This is a genomic window from Klebsiella sp. G-Nf4 (assembly GCF_002810615.1).
In the GTDB taxonomy this organism is placed as follows: Bacteria; Pseudomonadota; Gammaproteobacteria; order Enterobacterales; family Enterobacteriaceae; genus Klebsiella; species Klebsiella variicola.
The window spans coordinates 255816-273272 of record NZ_PION01000001.1 but is presented as its reverse complement, the minus strand read 5'-3'; the positions used below and the strand labels follow the sequence as shown (position 1 = coordinate 273272).

General features: G+C 57.1%; 19 protein-coding genes. 11 read left to right on the top strand and 8 right to left on the bottom strand.

The genetic code is table 11. The features are described from left to right. The first annotated feature begins 7 nt into the window (after window positions 1-7). On the top strand, window positions 8-904 hold the full coding sequence (locus tag CWM57_RS01380; protein ID WP_061154379.1) for an HlyD family secretion protein: 897 nt from the start codon (window positions 8-10) through the stop codon (window positions 902-904). Then, entirely contained in the window at window positions 904-2928 is a 2025-nt protein-coding gene (locus CWM57_RS01375; protein WP_100675494.1) for an FUSC family protein, read from the top strand. Before CWM57_RS01380 ends, CWM57_RS01375 begins: the two co-directional genes overlap by 1 nt. Here CWM57_RS01375 and sodC read toward each other — a convergent pair. The 3 genes from sodC to CWM57_RS01360 form a co-directional block, all read right to left on the bottom strand. Further along, a complete protein-coding gene (gene sodC / locus CWM57_RS01370; protein WP_061154377.1) occupies window positions 2921-3442 on the bottom strand; it encodes a superoxide dismutase [Cu-Zn] SodC in 522 nt (173 codons plus the stop codon). The genes CWM57_RS01375 and sodC overlap by 8 nt on opposite strands. Before the next feature lie 69 nt (window positions 3443-3511). After that, the gene (locus CWM57_RS01365) at window positions 3512-4408 is read right to left on the bottom strand and encodes an aldo/keto reductase (RefSeq protein WP_061154376.1); all 897 of its coding nucleotides are present in this window, start codon (window positions 4406-4408) and stop codon (window positions 3512-3514) included. Between the two features lie 48 nt (window positions 4409-4456). Beyond that, window positions 4457-4699 carry a DUF1289 domain-containing protein gene (locus tag CWM57_RS01360; protein WP_162677415.1) on the bottom strand — a complete coding sequence of 81 codons (243 nt, stop codon included), beginning with the start codon at window positions 4697-4699 and terminating at the stop codon, window positions 4457-4459. 139 nt (window positions 4700-4838) lie between these two features. Between CWM57_RS01360 and CWM57_RS01355 the strand changes: the two genes are divergently transcribed. From CWM57_RS01355 to rnt, 4 genes are all read left to right on the top strand, one after another. Continuing rightward, on the top strand, window positions 4839-5438 hold the full coding sequence (locus tag CWM57_RS01355; protein WP_008804625.1) for a TetR/AcrR family transcriptional regulator: 600 nt from the start codon (window positions 4839-4841) through the stop codon (window positions 5436-5438). Window positions 5439-5491: 53 nt separating this feature from the next. Beyond that, window positions 5492-6589: an alkene reductase gene (locus CWM57_RS01350; RefSeq protein ID WP_061154374.1), complete on the top strand. Its 1098-nt coding sequence runs from the start codon at window positions 5492-5494 to the stop codon at window positions 6587-6589. Between the two features lie 78 nt (window positions 6590-6667). Continuing rightward, window positions 6668-7075: a lactoylglutathione lyase gene (gloA, locus tag CWM57_RS01345; RefSeq protein ID WP_002907764.1), complete on the top strand. Its 408-nt coding sequence runs from the start codon at window positions 6668-6670 to the stop codon at window positions 7073-7075. 137 nt (window positions 7076-7212) lie between these two features. Then, on the top strand, window positions 7213-7860 hold the full coding sequence (gene rnt, locus CWM57_RS01340) for a ribonuclease T (protein ID WP_008804623.1): 648 nt from the start codon (window positions 7213-7215) through the stop codon (window positions 7858-7860). A 48-nt stretch (window positions 7861-7908) separates the two neighbouring features. Here rnt and CWM57_RS01335 read toward each other — a convergent pair whose 3' ends face one another. Beyond that, the gene (locus CWM57_RS01335; RefSeq protein ID WP_061154373.1) at window positions 7909-8256 is read right to left on the bottom strand and encodes a Grx4 family monothiol glutaredoxin; all 348 of its coding nucleotides are present in this window, start codon (window positions 8254-8256) and stop codon (window positions 7909-7911) included. Window positions 8257-8596: 340 nt separating this feature from the next. On the opposite strand from CWM57_RS01335, the gene CWM57_RS01330 reads away from it, so the two are divergent. Beyond that, the gene (locus CWM57_RS01330) at window positions 8597-9469 is read left to right on the top strand and encodes a C40 family peptidase (RefSeq protein ID WP_012968037.1); all 873 of its coding nucleotides are present in this window, start codon (window positions 8597-8599) and stop codon (window positions 9467-9469) included. On the opposite strand, the gene CWM57_RS01325 is transcribed toward CWM57_RS01330, so the two are convergent. After that, window positions 9424-9909 carry a helix-turn-helix domain-containing protein gene (locus tag CWM57_RS01325; protein WP_061154372.1) on the bottom strand — a complete coding sequence of 162 codons (486 nt, stop codon included), beginning with the start codon at window positions 9907-9909 and terminating at the stop codon, window positions 9424-9426. The two genes, CWM57_RS01330 and CWM57_RS01325, sit on opposite strands and share 46 nt — an antisense overlap. A gap of 484 nt (window positions 9910-10393) precedes the next feature. Between CWM57_RS01325 and sodB the strand changes: the two genes are divergently transcribed. Beyond that, window positions 10394-10975 carry a superoxide dismutase [Fe] gene (sodB, locus tag CWM57_RS01320; protein WP_002907771.1) on the top strand — a complete coding sequence of 194 codons (582 nt, stop codon included), beginning with the start codon at window positions 10394-10396 and terminating at the stop codon, window positions 10973-10975. Window positions 10976-11036: 61 nt separating this feature from the next. Here sodB and CWM57_RS01315 read toward each other — a convergent pair whose 3' ends face one another. Both CWM57_RS01315 and CWM57_RS01310 read right to left on the bottom strand, forming a co-directional pair. After that, the gene (locus CWM57_RS01315) at window positions 11037-12203 is read right to left on the bottom strand and encodes an MFS transporter (RefSeq protein ID WP_074385664.1); all 1167 of its coding nucleotides are present in this window, start codon (window positions 12201-12203) and stop codon (window positions 11037-11039) included. Window positions 12204-12370: 167 nt separating this feature from the next. Then, on the bottom strand, window positions 12371-12463 hold the full coding sequence (locus tag CWM57_RS01310; RefSeq protein ID WP_197667062.1) for a YnhF family membrane protein: 93 nt from the start codon (window positions 12461-12463) through the stop codon (window positions 12371-12373). 292 nt (window positions 12464-12755) lie between these two features. On the opposite strand from CWM57_RS01310, the gene purR reads away from it, so the two are divergent. Then, on the top strand, window positions 12756-13781 hold the full coding sequence (gene purR, locus CWM57_RS01305; RefSeq protein ID WP_061154370.1) for an HTH-type transcriptional repressor PurR: 1026 nt from the start codon (window positions 12756-12758) through the stop codon (window positions 13779-13781). 18 nt (window positions 13782-13799) lie between these two features. Here purR and punR read toward each other — a convergent pair whose 3' ends face one another. Further along, window positions 13800-14711 (bottom strand): DNA-binding transcriptional activator PunR, encoded by a 912-nt coding sequence (gene punR, locus CWM57_RS01300; RefSeq protein ID WP_074385663.1) that lies wholly within the window; start codon window positions 14709-14711, stop codon window positions 13800-13802. Window positions 14712-14823: 112 nt separating this feature from the next. Here punR and punC point away from each other — a divergent pair, with 112 nt between their 5' ends. Together punC and cfa are read left to right on the top strand one after the other, a co-directional pair. After that, window positions 14824-16005, top strand: a complete 1182-nt coding sequence (gene punC, locus CWM57_RS01295; RefSeq protein WP_061154368.1) for a purine nucleoside transporter PunC — start codon at window positions 14824-14826, stop codon at window positions 16003-16005. A gap of 293 nt (window positions 16006-16298) precedes the next feature. Then, on the top strand, window positions 16299-17447 hold the full coding sequence (gene cfa, locus CWM57_RS01290; RefSeq protein ID WP_074385662.1) for a cyclopropane fatty acyl phospholipid synthase: 1149 nt from the start codon (window positions 16299-16301) through the stop codon (window positions 17445-17447). Window positions 17448-17457: the final 10 nt, after the last annotated feature.

Genomic DNA, 17457 nt, shown 5'->3' with positions numbered 1-17457 from the left:
CCCTGCTATGAAAAAACTAAAATATTTGTCAACGCTGTTGGTTGCGGCCATCGCCCTGATTGCCGCATGGCTGTTATGGAATTACTACACCCAGTCACCCTGGACCCGCGACGGCAAAGTGCGTGCAGAGCAGGTCGGGATCACCCCTCAGGTCTCCGGTAGCATTCTGCAGTTGAACGTGACGGATAACCAACGGGTCAACGCCGGAGATGTTCTGTTCACTATCGACGACACGCCTTACCGTATCGCCGTGCTGAACGCCCAGGCGCAGCTGGCGAAAGCGCAAGCCGAGGTGGCGAAAGCGCAGGCTGAGCAAACGAAGGCCGCCAGCGATGCGCGCCGTCGCCGCAACCTGTCGCAGAATGCGATCTCGGCTGAAGATCTTGAAAACGTTAATACCGCGCTGAACACGGCCACCACCAACCTGGCGGCCGCCAGAGCGGGACTGGGCGTCACCGAGGCAATGCTGAAACATGCGCAATGGCAGTTAAGCCAAACGACGGTCAAAGCGCCAGTGGACGGCTGGGTGACCAACCTCTCCACTCGCGTCGGCGATTACGCCACTACCGGCCATCCGGTCTTTGCCCTGGTAGACAGCCACTCGTTTTACGTGCTGGGCTACTTTGAAGAAACCAAACTGCGCCATATCCGTATCGGCGATCCGGCGCAGATTATTCTCTATAGTAACCAGCAGACGCTGCACGGGCATGTCGCCAGCATCGGCCGGGCGATTGTCGATCAAAGCGTTGAGCAGGGGAATGGACTGGTGGCCAATATCAAACCGAATATCCCCTGGGTACGTCTCGCCCAGCGCGTTCCAGTGCGGATTGCCTTTGACGAGCTGCCAGCGGACGTCACACTGGTCTCCGGCACCACCTGCACTGTCTCGGTCGGCAGACAATAATGAATCTGCAAGCCCTGTCGTGGCGCACACTGCCATGGGTTAAAGCCACCCGCCCGCAGTGGCGATACGCGTTGCGTAACGGCATCGCTATGTGTCTCGCGTTAAGCATCGCCTACGCGCTGGATCTCGATGAGCCGTACTGGGCGATGACCTCCTCGGCAGTGGTCAGCTTTCCCACCGTCGGCGGCGTGATCAGTAAAAGCTTTGGCCGCATCGCCGGCAGCCTGCTCGGCGCCTGCGCCGCCCTGCTGCTGGCGGGCCATACGCTGAACGATCCCTGGCTGTTCCTGTTCAGCATCTCCGGCTGGCTGGCGCTGTGCACCTGGGCCTGCGCCCTGTTCACCAACAACGTGGCCTACGCCTTTCAGCTTGCCGGCTATACCTGCGCCATCATCGCGTTTCCGGTCATTAACATCAGCGACAGCTACGAACTTTGGGTGATCGCCCAGTCGCGCGTCTGCGAAGTCATCGTCGGGATCCTCTGCGGCGGGCTGATGATGATGATCCTGCCAAGCACCTCTGACGGCAGCAACCTGTTGACGGCCCTGAAAACCATGCACGCCCGGTTGCTGGAACACGCCAGCCTGCTGTGGGTGCCGGAGACGACGGATGCCATTCGCACCGCCCACGAAAGTGTGATTGGCCAGATCCTCACCATGAACCTGCTGCGGATCCAGGCCTTCTGGAGCCACTACCGCTTCCGCCGGCAGAACCCCCTGCTGAATTACCTGCTGCATCAGCAGCTCCGAATGACCAGCGTCATTTCCAGTCTGCGACGCATGCTGCTGAACTGGCCGGACGCGCCAGCAAACACTCGTCAGGTGCTGGAATCGCTGCTCGCTGAACTCGCCACTCCCCATGCCGACAGCTATCACGTCGCCCGCATTCTGGCACCTCTGGCGCCGCCGCCGGATGCCGATTATCGCCATATCGCCTTCTGGGCGCGGCTGCGCTATTTCTGTCGCATTTATCTGGAAAGCAGTCGCTGGATCCGTCGGGTTGAAAATGCGTCGGCGATCGCCGAGTTCAACGTACCTTCGGCGCCAGCCCTGGCCCGCCACACCGACCAGACGGAGGCGCTGCTCAACGGCATCCGTACCTTTTGCGCGCTGGTGGCGATTGGCGCATGGGGGATCAGCACCCAGTGGACCAGCTGCGCGGCTGCCCTGACCCTCGCCTCCATCTGCTGCGTGCTCTATTCGGTCTCGGCTTCGCCGTTTCGATCGCTGACGCTGCTGATGCAGACCCTGGTGCTGCTGTCGCTGTTCAGCTTTGTGGTGAAGTTTGGCCTGATGGTGCAGATAACTGACCTGTGGCAATTTCTGCTATTTCTGTTCCCGCTCCTGACCACCATGCAGTTGCTGAAACTACAGTGGCCCAAATATGCCGGCCTGTGGGGGCAGCTTATCGTGTTTATGGGCTCGTTTATCTCCGTCACCAATCCGCCGGTGTACGACTATGCGGCCTTTTTCAACGATAACTTAAGCAAGATTGTCGGCGTGGGCTTTGCCTGGCTCGCTTTTGCGGTGCTCAGTCCGGGCTCGGATGCCCGTAAAGGACGGCGCCATATCAGAGCGTTACGGCGTCACTTTGTCGATCAGCTCAGCCGTCATCCCCAGCACAGCGAACATGAATTTGAATCGCTGGTGTACCACCATGTCAGCCAGCTCAGTCAGAGTAAAGATGCCCTTGCACGGCGCTGGCTACTACGTTGGGGGGTGGTGTTGCTCAACTGCTCTCACGTTGTCTGGCAGCTTCGCGAATGGGAAACCCGCTCCGATCCCCTCGCTCAGGTGCGTGACCTGTGCATCAATTTGCTGCGCGATGTGATGAGCGAACGCGGCGTTCAGCAGCGCCCGCTGGCCTCCACCCTGCAGGAGCTACTGCGGATCTGCGACGTCCTGAACCATCATCATCAGCCGGCGGCCCGGGAGCTGGCCGCCGCAATCTGGCGACTGTATTGCGCCCTGTCACAGCTGGAACAGGCCCCGATCGCCGGCACGATTGGCGAAAAGACTACTTAATCACCCCGCAGGCAAACCGCTCGCCGCCGCCGCCCAGCGGCTGCGGGTTGTCGGCCATATTATCACCGCCCACGTGGACCATCAGCGCTTTCCCCTTCACCTCCGCCAGCGTTTTCAGACGTGGGGCAATAATTGGCTGGTTGGCCACACCCGCGTCGTTGACCACCAGCAGAGGCAGATCGCCAAGATGCCCGGTGCCCAGCGGCCCTTCGTGTTTGCCGGTATGTTGCGGATCGTAATGTCCGCCCGCCGCCCCGGCGGCCACGGCTTTGCCCTCTTTCATTGCGGGCTGGCAGCTGCCTTCGGCATGGATATGAAAACCGTGCTTACCCGGCGGTAATGCCCGCAGATCGGGGGCGAACTCGAGGCCGCGATCGGTTTCGGTGATTTTTACACTACCGATGGACTGACCGACGCCCTGGGCGGTCACGAGATTAAGTTGAACATCTTCACTGACGGCCTGTGCGCCAGCGCAAAATGCGAGGGATAAGATCGCGAGAATACATCGTTGCATAACACCTCCGGATGGCTGTCTCCCTGTTAAGTGTAAACCAGGAACGCCTTTCCGGAGGCGAAATGCCCGTTACGGCACGTCGTAACCGAGCGCGGCTTTGCGGATACGGAACCACTGCTGACGAGTCATGCTGAGTTTTTCGGCCACAATCGCGGAACGCACGCGCTCGATTTTGCCCGAGCCGATAATCGGCAGCGGCTGCGACGGCAGACGCAGTATCCAGGCATAGACCACCTGCTCGATGCTGTCGGCATTGAGCTCATGCGCGACCTGCGCCAGCTCATCGCGCAGCGGCTGGAAGCCCTCTTCATTGAACAGGCGCCCGCCACCAAGGCAGGACCACGCCATCGGACGAATACGCAGCTGCTGCAGCTGATCGAGCGTGCCGTCGAGCAACAGCGGCTGATGCACCGGCGAGATTTCGACCTGATTGGTGGCCAGGGTAAACGGCAGGCGCGACTGCAGAAGAGTGAACTGGGCTGGGGTAAAGTTCGATACGCCAAAGTGGCGCACTTTTCCGCTGTGATGCAGCGCGAGGAACGCCTCAGCCACTTCATCGGCATTCATTAGCGGATCCGGCCGATGGATCAGCAGCAGATCGAGATGGTCCGTCGCCAGATTACGCAGCGATTGCTCAGCGCTCAGCACGATGTGGTCGCGGTCGGTGATATAGTGGCCGATGGTGTTTTCAGCCCGCGCCCGGGTGGCGATGCCGCATTTGCTGACAATTTCCATCCGACTACGCAGATGTGGCGCCAGCTTCAGCGCTTCGCCAAAGGCAGCCTCACACTGATAATCGCCATAGATATCGGCGTGGTCGACAGTGGTTACGCCTAAATCGAGATGCTGTTCAATAAAGCTGACCAGCTCGCCTGGCGACATTCTCCAGTCCATCAAACGCCAGTAGCCCATCACAAAACGCGAAAATTCCGGCCCCTGGGGAGCCATAGCAATACGCTGAACCATAACCGCTTCCTCAATAAAAAAGTGTACTGAGTATACGTACTTTTTGGTTTAAAACAGTGAGGGTTGCTGCGGTTCTTCCGCCGGATCTGGCCTGTTCGCGCGTAATTTGCGCAGCAGGCGTTGGCGGCAAAGACGCAAAACCTCTTGTTTCTGCGCATCGCTCATTTTTTGCCAGTCGAAGCGTTCCTCACGGCTGCGGAAACAGCCGCGACAATAGCCGCGCTCGTCGGTCTGACATATTCCCCGGCACGGGCTCTGCACCGGGAAAAACTCTAACTGCTCTGCCACCACACGCCTCCTGTCCCCTCGTCTCCTTTCATTGAAGACGTTTCCCCGCACGGACGCAAATATTGTTCACGGTGTGCTGCGCCAGCTAACATTTTTCCGCTGAGACTTGCAATAGACCAATCGGTCTATTACAGTGTGCTGCATGAACAGACACAGCGAATGCGATACCCGAGAACATATCCTGGTCACCGGCGAGCAGCTCTGCATGCATCGCGGTTTTACCGGAATGGGCTTGAGCGAACTTCTGAAGACGGCGGAAGTACCTAAGGGCTCTTTCTACCATTACTTCCGCTCTAAAGAAGCCTTCGGCGTCGCGCTGCTTGAACATCACTACACCGGATATCTGCAGCGCCTGGTCGACCACTTCGATCATGGCGACGGCAACTATCGCGACCGCTTGCTGGCTTATTATCAGCACACGCTGAATCAGTTCTGCCAGCAGGGGATTATTAGCGGATGTCTTACCGTCAAGTTGTCAGCAGAGGTCTGCGACCTGTCGGAAGATATGCGTACCGCCATGGACCATGGTGCCAGTCAGATTATCGCCCTGCTGGGCGACGCGCTGGAGAAAGGACGTCAGGAAGGCAGTCTGGCGTTTGACGGCGAGGCCATGACCCTGTCGCAGGTGCTGTATTCCCTGTGGCTCGGGGCCAACCTGCAGGCCAAAATTACGCGTAGCGCAAGGCCGCTGGAAAGCGCCCTTGCCCACGCCAAACAGATTATTGCGGCGCCTGCGGTATAACAGGCGTTTTTATTTCAACAGTTCCTAGACGACCGGTCTACTCAGGAGTCATTATGTCGGAAGCAAAATTATTCAGTCCGTTGAAGGTCGGTGCGGTCACCGTCCCCAATCGCGTTTTTATGGCACCGTTGACGCGTCTGCGCAGCATCGAGCCGGGCGATATCCCTACCCCGCTGATGGGCGAATACTACCGCCAGCGCGCCAGCTCAGGCCTGATCATCACCGAAGCGACGCAGATTTCCGCCCAGGCCAAAGGCTATGCCGGCGCGCCAGGCCTGCACAGCCCGGAGCAGATTGCCGCCTGGCAGAAAATCACCGCCGGTGTTCATGCGGAAAATGGCCGTATCGCCGTCCAGCTGTGGCACACCGGGCGTATTTCCCATAGCAGCCTGCAACCTGGCGGCGCCGCGCCGGTAGCACCGTCTGCGCTGAGCGCCGGTACTCGCACCTCCCTGCGCGATGAAAACGGCCACGCTATTCGCGCCGACACCTCGATGCCGCGTGCCCTGGAAACCGAAGAGATCCCGGGGATCGTCGACGATTTCCGTCAGGCGGTCGGCAATGCCCGTGACGCCGGCTTCGATCTGGTCGAGCTGCACTCGGCCCACGGCTATCTGCTGCACCAGTTCCTCTCGCCGTCGGCGAACCAGCGTACCGACCAGTACGGCGGCAGCGTGGAGAACCGCGCCCGTCTGGTACTGGAAGTGGTCGATGCCGTGAGCAAAGAGTGGAGCGCTGACCGGATCGGCATCCGCGTGTCGCCGATTGGCAGCTTCCAGAATGTGGATAACGGCCCGAACGAAGAAGAAGACGCGCTGTATCTGATTAGCGAGCTGGCAAAACGCGGTATCGCCTATCTGCACATGTCCGAGCCGGACTGGGCGGGCGGCAAGCCGTACAGCGAAGCCTTCCGTCAGAAAGTTCGCGACCGCTTCCCGGGCGTGATCATTGGCGCTGGCGCCTACACGGTAGAAAAAGCCAACGATCTTATCAATAAAGGGCTGATTGATGCCGTGGCCTTTGGCCGCGATTATATCGCCAACCCGGATCTGGTGGCCCGCCTGCAGAAAAAAGCAGCGCTCAACCCGCAGCGGCCGGAAACCTATTACGGCGGCGGCGCAGAAGGTTATACCGATTACCCTACGCTGTAATCCCTCCATTGATAGCGGCGACATATCGCCGCTATACTCAAGGTTCTGATCTATCAAACAAACTGCATAGGGGACATTATGCGCTTACTCCACACCATGCTGCGCGTTGGCGACCTGCAACGTTCTATCGACTTCTATACCAACGTGTTGGGCATGAAGCTGCTGCGCACCAGCGAAAACCCGGAGTACAAGTACTCCCTCGCCTTTGTCGGCTACGGCGAAGAAAGCGAAACCGCGGTGATCGAACTGACCTACAACTGGGGCGTGGACAGCTATGAGCTGGGTACGGCCTACGGTCATATCGCGCTGAGCGTCGACAACGCCGCCGAAGCCTGCGAGCGGATCCGCCAGAACGGGGGCAACGTCACCCGTGAAGCCGGCCCGGTAAAAGGCGGCACCACCGTCATCGCCTTCGTGGAAGATCCGGACGGTTACAAAATCGAGCTGATTGAAGAGAAAGATGCCGGCAAAGGTTTGGGCAACTAACGCTTCACGACCCTGGCATCTTTAATGCCATGGCTCGCCCGGGCGCTGAGGCGCCCGTTGTTTTCACCCCTGCCTGCTGCAAGCCGCGGCAAAATTTGCCATAATGCGCGCTACTTTTTTCCAGCTAAGAGAATCTGATGTCCGAGAATGCTCAACTGAATGGTCTGTGCGACCGTTTCCGCGGTTTTTATCCGGTGGTGATTGATGTTGAAACCGCAGGATTTAATGCCAAAACCGACGCCCTGCTGGAGATCGCCGCCATTACGTTGAAGATGGATGAGCAAGGCTGGCTGATGCCCGATGAAACGCTGCATTTCCATGTTGAACCTTTCGAGGGCGCCAATCTGCAGCCCGAAGCGCTGGCCTTTAACGGAATTAACCCGCACGACCCGGAACGCGGCGCCGTCAGCGAATACGATGCCCTGCATGCCATCTTCAAAATGGTACGCAAAGGGATGAAAGAGAGCGACTGCAGCCGGGCCATCATGGTGGCGCACAATGCCACCTTTGACCACAGCTTCACCATGACCGCCGCCGAACGCGCGGGGCTAAAACGCAACCCGTTCCATCCGTTTGTTACCTTCGACACCGCCGCGCTGAGCGGGCTGGCGCTGGGCCAGACGGTGCTGTCCAAAGCCTGTATCGCCGCCGGCATGGCGTTCGACGGCGCGCAGGCCCACTCCGCTCTGTACGATACCGAGCAGACGGCGCAGCTGTTTTGTGAGATTGTGAACCGCTGGAAGCGTCTGGGCGGCTGGCCGCTGCCCGTGGCCACACCGGAGTGATAAAAAAAAGCGACTTCCAGGAAGTCGCTTTTTTACTGATGGCGGGAATTACTCCGCTTTCGGCTCGTCGGTGTGGTACTTCGCCGCCGTCTCTTTGATCAGCTGCTGCAGTTCACCGCGCTGGTACATTTCGATAACGATATCGCAGCCGCCCACCAGTTCACCGTCTACCCACAGCTGCGGGAAAGTCGGCCAGTTGGCGTATTTAGGCAACTCGGCGCGGATATCCGGGTTCTGCAAGATATCAACGTAAGCAAAACGTTCGCCGCAGGCGGACAGCGCCTGAACGGCCTGGGCAGAGAAACCGCAGCTTGGCAGCTTCGGCGACCCTTTCATGTACAACAGGATCGGGTTTTCAGCGATTTGGTGTTGGATCTTTTCTAAAGTCGAGCTCATTGTCGTGCTTCCTTAAACTTCTTTCTACGGCAGTAACTTGTCATTGTAGCGTCCTGTAGGCAGGACGGATAATAACATTTTTTTCACTATTCATATTTTATCTTCTGTTGCGCGAAGTTGCCTTAAAAATATCATTTTGCCGTCGCAGGCGGGCGCTCATTGCGCATTTTCTGTGCGAGGCGGTCAATGTCTGACGCGTTTTCTTGCAATCGTTAACCAATCGACATTTTTGATACAAAAGAATATTAACTTTCCGGGTTTTTATGCTTTAGAATCATTCCGGTTTGTCATTCATCGTCAGGCATTTGTACATGTCTGTAATTAATCAGGGGATTGCTCAGTGGCGCGGCTAAACAAAATCGCGATATCGCTCTGTGCATTACTGTTCACGTCTATCTCATTCACGCCACTGGCTCAGGCGTCAGGGCATACGCACGCCTCCGCTTCGCCAAAGGCGTTGCCCGCGAAAAGTGGCTCAGAGCGCAAGAAAAAAGCAACCAGTCAAAAAAGTAAAACCACCGCTAAAACCACCAGTAAAAAGTCCTCGAGCACCCGGCTCCCTTCCCGCACTACCGCAGCAAGCCAAACCGCACTTCATCGTCAGGCCGCCGGCGCGACGAAAAAATGCGTGCTGCGTAAAGGTTATAAAAAACAGTGCGCGAAAACGGTCGCCGCCAGTGCCGAGCCGACCCTGGCGCTGAACAGCGTCAAAAGCAAATGCGTGGTGCGCAAGGGCTATAAAAAACGCTGTAAACCTGAGGCCAGCGATGCCAATTTAACGATCGCCGACGCCCATAAAGTCCGGGTGCAGAAAGCGCAAAGTACCGCCATGAACAAATTGATGGGCCAGTTGGGTAAACCCTATCGCTGGGGCGGCACCTCGCCGCGTACTGGCTTTGACTGCAGCGGACTGGTTTATTACGCCTATAAGGACTTGGTCAAGATCCACATCCCGCGAACGGCTAACGAAATGTACCACCTGCGCGATGCGCGTCCGGTGGATCGTGATGAACTGCAGAGCGGCGATTTGGTCTTCTTCCGCACCCGTGGACGCGGCACCGCCGACCACGTTGGCGTCTACGTCGGCAACGGGAAATTTATTCAGTCACCGCGCACAGGTCGTGATATTCAAATCACCTCCCTGAGCGAAGATTACTGGGTTCGCCATTATGTTGGCGCCCGTCGCGTCATGACGCCGAAAACCATTCGCTGATCCTGGTCTGCCGCTACGGCGGCAGACCGCCTCACCTGCGCGTCTTTCCCCCCTACCGTCAGGGGATACTGCATATTCATCTCCTCGCCCGGCGCTTCCCGACGATAGCGGGTGGGCGACATGCCAAAGTGGCGGTGAAAGGTCCGGCAGAAAGCGGCCTGTCCGTCGTATCCCAGACACTGAGAAATACTCTGCATCGATGCTTGCGTCTGCGTTAAATAGATTGCCGCAATGGTCATTTTTCGCCGACTGACGTAGCTCGCCAACGTGCAGCCGGTCACCATGGCGAACTGCCGCTGGAAATACCAGTGCGAATAACCGGACTTTTTCGCAATCGTACTTACCGGCAGGGTGTCTAAAATATGTGCTTCGATCCAGTCAACGATCCCCTGCACAACCGGGATCATCTTCGGACTCACCACCTCACCTGTTTTTGCCATCGTAACCATCCTGTGGGAAATTCATGTCGGTGGCCATATTTGTCATACAAATAGCAAAATAGACAATGAATTATTGGCATAGCGGCGATTGCCTGGGTGCATATTTTTATTAATAATCTGATTTTAATGAAATATTTATCCTCAACGAGGATGCATGGCAGCGATCGTCAGAGGAAAAGCAGACGCAGTTAAACCTTCCCCGCGAGATTCAGAAAAGCGAGGACAGCGTCTCCTTATACATTTTTGCAACATCAGCGAGCGGTTTGACGCCTCGTCCCGCAGAAAACGGTTAAGCCTTCATCAGTTGCGTCTGCAGTAATAGCCTTTATCGTTGTAAGGCTTTTCACTGCTTGCGGCAAATGTTAACATTCTCAATACAATAACAGCCCGTGACGCGACAGCGTCGGGTGGCCAGAACACGATTCAGGCGAAAGCCTCATCTTGTCAATGTGAGCTAAAACAAAAAGTTATAAGGAGAGTAGCAATGTCGTTTGAATTACCTGCATTACCATATGCAAAAGACGCCCTGGCGCCGCACATTTCCGCAGAAACCCTGGAATATCACTACGGTAAACACCACCAGGCGTATGTCACTAACCTCAACAACCTGATCAAAGGCACTGCGTTCGAAGGCAAATCCCTCGAAGAGATCGTCCGCACTTCTGAAGGCGGCGTATTCAACAACGCAGCGCAGGTCTGGAACCACACCTTCTACTGGAACTGCCTGGCGCCTAACGCCGGCGGCGAACCGGAAGGCGAGTTAGCGGCCGCGATTGCCAAATCCTTCGGCAGCTTTGCGGATTTTAAAGCCAAATTTACCGATGCCGCAGCGAAAAACTTCGGCGCGGGCTGGACCTGGCTGGTCAAAAATGCCGACGGCAGCCTGGCTATCGTCTCCACCAGCAACGCCGGCACCCCGCTGACCACCGACGCGAAGCCGCTGCTGACCGTTGACGTCTGGGAACATGCCTACTACATCGACTACCGCAACGCCCGTCCAAGCTATCTGGACCACTTCTGGGCGCTGGTTAACTGGAAGTTTGTTGCGGCTAACCTGGCGGCATAAACGACAAACCGCAGCAGGGTCTCCCCGGCTGCGGTTTTTTTAGCCCTTCCCTACACTCGCGTTACTGGCTGGCAAAGGCCTCTTCCGGCTGTGCTCGTCCGCTAAACCAGACCAGCAGCAGCGCCAGACCGGCGATAATCGCCCCCATCACCGGCACAAACGCATAGCCCAGTCCGCCAGAGATCACCGCCCCGCCGGCGGCGGCGCCCAGCGCGTTGCCCAGGTTGAACGCCCCGATATTCACCGAAGAAGAGAGCCCCGGCGCTTCATGCGCCACGCGCATGACCCGCATCTGCAGCGGCGGAACCACCGCAAAGGTTGCTGCGCCCCAGACAATCATGCTGATGGCCGCCCCGGCCTGAGATTGCGCCAGCAGCGGGATCGCCAGCATGATTACCATCAGCAGTAACAGAAAGCCTTTCAGCGTGCCAGAGACCGACCGGTCTGCGAATTTGCCGCCCAGATAGTTGCCCAGCGAAAAGCCAACGCCAATCAGCACCAGCATCGCGGTAATAAACAGCGATGAAGCGTGGGTCAGCGTATTGAGCACTGGCGAAATATAGGTATACAGCGTAAACATTGCCCCAGCACCCAGCACGGTAGTCAGCAAGGCGGAGAGTACCTGCGGGCGTAGCAGGACTGAAAGCTCTTTTTTGACATCAGGGCGCTCGCCCGCGCTGCCCTTCGGCAGAGAGAACCACAGGCTGACCATCGCCAGCAGGCCTAACCCCGCGGTGGCCAGGAAGGACATCCGCCAGCCGATGGTTTCGCCAAGCCAGGTGGCCGCCGGTACACCGCCGATGTTGGCGATGGTGAGCCCCATAAACATCGTGGCTACCGCGCTGGCCTGCTTATGCTTTGGCACGACGCTGGCCGCGACCACCGACCCCAGGCCAAAGAAAGCACCGTGGTTGAGGCTGGTAATAATGCGCGACAGCAGCAGCGTGGTGTAATCCGGCGCAATGGATGACAACAGGTTGCCGACGGTGAAGATCCCCATCAGAAAAATCAGCGCATTGCGCCGCGCGCGATGTGACAACAGCAGGGTCATCAACGGCGCGCCGACCATGACGCCGATGGCATACGCACTGATCAGCATTCCCGCCACTGGGATTGAGACGTCCACACCTCTCGCAATCACCGGCAGCAATCCCATCGGGGAAAACTCCGTGGTCCCGATGCCAAAGGCGCCGATCGCCAGCGCAAGTAAAGGAAAGTTGATTTTCATTCAATGACTCCATCAGACCGTCAGGAATGACGGCGTAACATCAGAAGCCAAAAGCATGACATCAATCACAAAAAAACAAAAGTGAACGAAATGACAAAAGATTTTTGCAGAATTGATAATAATGGCGGGATACGGGGAGGAGGCCGCGCTCCTCCCTCACTGGAACATTAGTGCAGTATGGCGGTCAGGCTGAAAGTAACGATCACGCCGAGGGCAATAACCGTGGTGATCAGCGAAAACTTTAAATTGGTATCCATCATTTTTCCCTCTTGTTATCCCCACACCAAAAGTGAGCTTGCTCATTTTTGCACAAAAAATCGCAAAAATCTTCCGGGATTTAGGGCGATGCACATTTTTGCTCTTCCACTTTGCCCCAAGATCGGACAAAATCCCACGCTAATTTAAAAGCGTATCGGCCATTGACCCCTTCCTGTCGTTCTGTGTCGTTTTCCCGACGTGATGCAATGTTGAAAATTGTATTCAGGGTGTGTGTAGGCAAACGTTTACGTATCGATGATCAGGCGATCAGGTCAAGGCATGGAGTGAGATGTAATGGCAACTATTAAAGATGTAGCGAAGCGCGCAAACGTTTCCACTACAACTGTATCACATGTAATTAACAAAACCCGTTTCGTTGCCGAAGAGACGCGCAATGCGGTGTGGGCGGCGATCAAAGAGCTGCACTACTCGCCGAGCGCCGTGGCCCGCAGCCTGAAAGTCAATCATACAAAATCGATTGGTCTGCTGGCGACCAGTAGCGAAGCCGCCTATTTCGCTGAAATCATTGAGTCCGTTGAAAAGAGCTGCTTCCAGAAGGGCTACACTCTGATCCTCGGCAACGCATGGAATGATCCGGAAAAACAGCGCGCCTATCTGTCGATGATGGCGCAAAAACGCGTCGATGGACTGCTGGTGATGTGTTCCGAGTATCCGGATTCGGTATTGAGCATGCTGGAAGAGTATCGCCATATCCCGATGGTGGTAATGGACTGGGGCGAAGCAAAAGCCGACTTTACCGATGCGGTGATCGATAACGCCTTCCAGGGCGGCTATATCGCCGGACGCTACCTGATTGAACGCGGCCACCGCGAAATCGGCGTGATCCCGGGTCCGCTGGAGCGTAACACCGGCGCAGGCCGCCTGGCCGGCTTTATGCAGGCGATGAAAGAGGCGCATATCGCCATTCCGGAAAACTGGATTGTGCAGGGCGACTTCGAGCCTGAGTCCGGCTACCGCGCTATGCAGCAGATCTTAAGCCAGCAGCACCGTCCAACCGCGGTCTTCTGCGGCGGCGATATCATGGCGATGGGCGCTATCTGCGCGGCAGATGAAATGGGGCTGCGGGTGCCGCAGGACATTTCGCTGATCGGTTATGATAATGTGCGCAACGCCCGCTATTTCAGCCCGGCATTAACCACCATTCATCAGCCGAAAGATTCCCTGGGTGAAGCCGCATTTAACATGCTGTTGGATCGTATCGTTAATAAGCGCGAAGAGTCGCAGTCTATCGAAGTGCATCCTCGTCTGGTCGAACGCCGCTCCGTCGCGGATGGCCCGTTTGTCGATTATCGCCGCTAAGACGTTTGCGGGCGCAGATTATTCCGGCGCCCGCAGCCATTCCCGATTCAGCGTCTCGCTGTCCCCCAGATAGTCCAGCATCCAGTTCAGCGCCGGTGAGGCATCACTCTGCTGCCACGTCAGACAGCAGGCGGCATCCGGGAACGGATTCTCCAGCGCCAGCGCGGTCCACTCGCCGCTATCTAGCCATGGCCGGGCAAAATGGCTCGGCACCATGCCGACGCAGAGGCCCGCCGACAGACAGGTGGCCGATGATTCCCAGTCTGGGACCACCACCCTCTTCTGGTTATCCAGCAGCCAGGTTGTCCGTTTGGGCAGTGAACGCGACGTATCCTCCCGCACCAGCGACGGCCAGTTACGCAGGACATCGTCACTCAGGGGACCCTCCATCTTCGCCAGCGGGTGATCGCTCGCCACCACGCAGTCCCAACTCAGCATCCCCATATCGCGGAACGCATAGCGGCCACCGACCGGAATAGAGCGCGTTGCGCCAATCGCCAGCTCTACGCGGCCGTCGGCCAGCGCATCCCATACACCGTTGAACACTTCCTGGAAAACGATGAGCTCGACGTCGGGAAAATGGCGATAGAAATCCACGATCATCTGGCGCATGCGCGCCGGTTTCACAATATCATCCACCGCGATCGACAGCTGCCCGCGCCAGCCGTTGGCGATTTGCTGGCACTGCTGGCGGGTGATCTGCATTTTTTTGATAACAGAGCGCCCTTCCTGTAAGAACCAGACCCCGGCGGGCGTCAGCTCCACATCACGATGGCGACGCTCAAACAAGGGAACGGCCAGCCACTCTTCAAGCTGACGCACGGTATAGCTGACGGCGGAGGGCACCCGGTGCAGCTCCTGCGCGGCCGCGCTGAAGCTGCCGTTGCGGGCCACGGCATCAACCACTTCCAGAGAGTATTCAGACCACATTTTCTGCCTGCAAAATTTTTGAATGCATGTGACAAATATTAGCGTTTCACAAGCCACAATGCACTCCCTACACTCTGCGGCATCGTACCTGTACTCCAAAAATGAGAACGTTATGTCACAACCTGGGAAAGGATTTTTAGTCTGGCTGGCCGGCCTGAGCGTGCTGGGCTTTCTGGCCACCGATATGTACCTGCCGGCGTTTGCCGCCATGCAGCAGGATCTTAACACCTCCGCCGCCTCCATCAGCGCCAGCCTGAGCCTGTTCCTCGCCGGCTTCGCACTGGGGCAGCTGTTCTGGGGGCCGCTGTCGGACCGCTATGGGCGCAAACCGGTGCTGTTGAGTGGCCTGGCGATTTTCGCGGCCGGCTGTCTGGGGATGCTGTGGGTGCACAATGCCACCCTGATGCTGGCGCTGCGCTTTTTGCAGGCGATTGGCGTCTGTGCCGCGGCCGTTACCTGGCAGGCGATGGTCACCGATTACTATCCCGCCCAGCGCACAAACCGCATCTTCGCCACCATTATGCCGCTGGTGGGATTATCGCCGGCGCTGGCCCCGCTGCTGGGCAGTTGGCTGCTGGTACACTTCGAGTGGCAAGCCATCTTCGCCACCCTGTTTGCCATTACTCTGCTGCTGATGCTGCCTGCCCTGCGCCTGAAGGCAGCCGGGAAGCCGGTGGCCGTGGCACAGCAGAAGATCACCTTTCTCTCGCTGCTGCGTTCACGGGAATACAGCGGTAACGTCCTGATCTACGCCGCCTGCTCCGCCAGCTTCTTCGCCTGGCTCACCGGTTCACCTTTTATCCTGCACGAAATGGGCTATGGCCCAACCGCTATCGGCCTGAGCTATATCCCGCAGACTATCGCCTTTCTGGTGGGCGGCTATGGTTGTCGCGCGCTGCTGCAAAAATGGTCCGGACAACAGATGCTGCCGTGGCTGCTGGTGGTCTTTGCCGTCAGCGTTGCCGCCACCTGGCTGGTCGGCCTGCAGACACATGCCTCACTGGTGGCGTTAATGATCCCGTTCTGCATGATGGCGGTGGTCAACGGCGGGATCTACCCCATCGTGGTCGCCCAGGCGCTGAAGCCCTTCCCGCAGGCAACGGGCCGCGCGGCGGCGCTGCAGAATACACTGCAGCTGGGATTGTGCTTTCTGACCAGTTTGCTGGTATCGGCGCTGATCGCTACGCCGCTGCTGACCACCACCAGCGTGATGCTGGTCTCTATTGGCTTAGCCGCAATAGGTTATCGCCTGCAGCAAACGCCTGAGCTGACTCCCCACTCTTCCCACGCGTAACGCTTATCGCCAGAGCCCGGGCCAGTCATTAGCATGCTAAGAAAATTTTATTGAAAGCCAGTACTTAGCGTCCTATACTGGATCCGGGTTCACATAAATAGAAAATAGTTACAGATTAACGGATGCAGGATGCCTCCGTTTCACCATGGAAGGCCTTTCGGCAAGGGTTATCTCCCTTCCTCTGTTCTACGTCGGATAGCGACTTCACGGATTATCCGTGAGATTTCTCACAAAGCCAAAAAAGCGTCTACGCTGTTTTAAGGTTCTGATCACTTGGGCGTGATGGAGAAGCTATGAGTTCATCGTGTATAGAAGAAGTAAGTGTACCAAATGATGACTGGTACCGGATTGCAGCTGAATTATTGGGCCGTGCGGGAATTAACATCAATGGTTCCGCGCCGTCAGACCTGCGAATTAAAAATCCTCTTTTCTTTAAACGTGTCTTGCAGGAGGGTTCGCTGGGGTTAGGCGAAAGCTATATGGACGGCTGGTGGGACTGCGAGCGTCTGGATATTTTCTTCCATAAAGTGCTTCGCGCCGGGCTGGAAAAACAGCTCCCTCACCATTTCAAAGACACACTCCGCATCGCAGGTGCTCGCCTGTTCAATCTGCAAAGTAAAAAACGCGCCTGGATTGTTGGCAAAGAGCATTATGACCTCGGCAACGATCTCTTCAGTCGGATGCTTGACCCCTACATGCAATATTCCTGCGGTTACTGGAAAGAGGCGCAAACCCTCGAAGCGGCGCAGCAGGATAAACTGGATCTCATCTGCCGCAAGCTGGAGCTTGAGCCGGGGATGCGGGTACTGGATATCGGCTGCGGATGGGGCGGGCTCGCCGAGTATATGGCGCGACATTACCAGGTCAGCGTTGTCGGCGTGACCATCTCCGCCGAGCAGCAAAAGATGGCCCAGGCGCGCTGCGCTGACCTTGACGTGGAGATTCGGCTCCAGGACTATCGCGATCTGCACGATAGCTTTGACCGCATCGTCTCCGTCGGTATGTTCGAGCACGTGGGACCGAAAAATTACGCTACCTACTTCGAGGTCGCGGATCGTAATTTGAAACCTAATGGTCGTTTCTTACTGCACACCATCGGTTCCAAAGTCACCGACCATAACGTCGACCCGTGGATCGATAAATATATCTTCCCCAACGGCTGTCTGCCGTCGGTTCGGCAGATCGCCGATGCCAGCGAGAAGCACTTTGTGATGGAAGACTGGCATAACTTCGGCGCCGATTATGACACCACCCTGATGGCCTGGCATGAGCGTTTTCTCGCCAGCTGGCCAGAAATTGCCGATAACTATTCTGAACGTTTCAAACGGATGTTCAGCTATTACCTGAACGCCTGCGCCGGCGCCTTCCGCGCCCGTGACATTCAGCTCTGGCAGGTGGTGTTCTCGCGCGGTATTGAACATGGACTGCGCATCGCCCGCTAACAAAATCTCC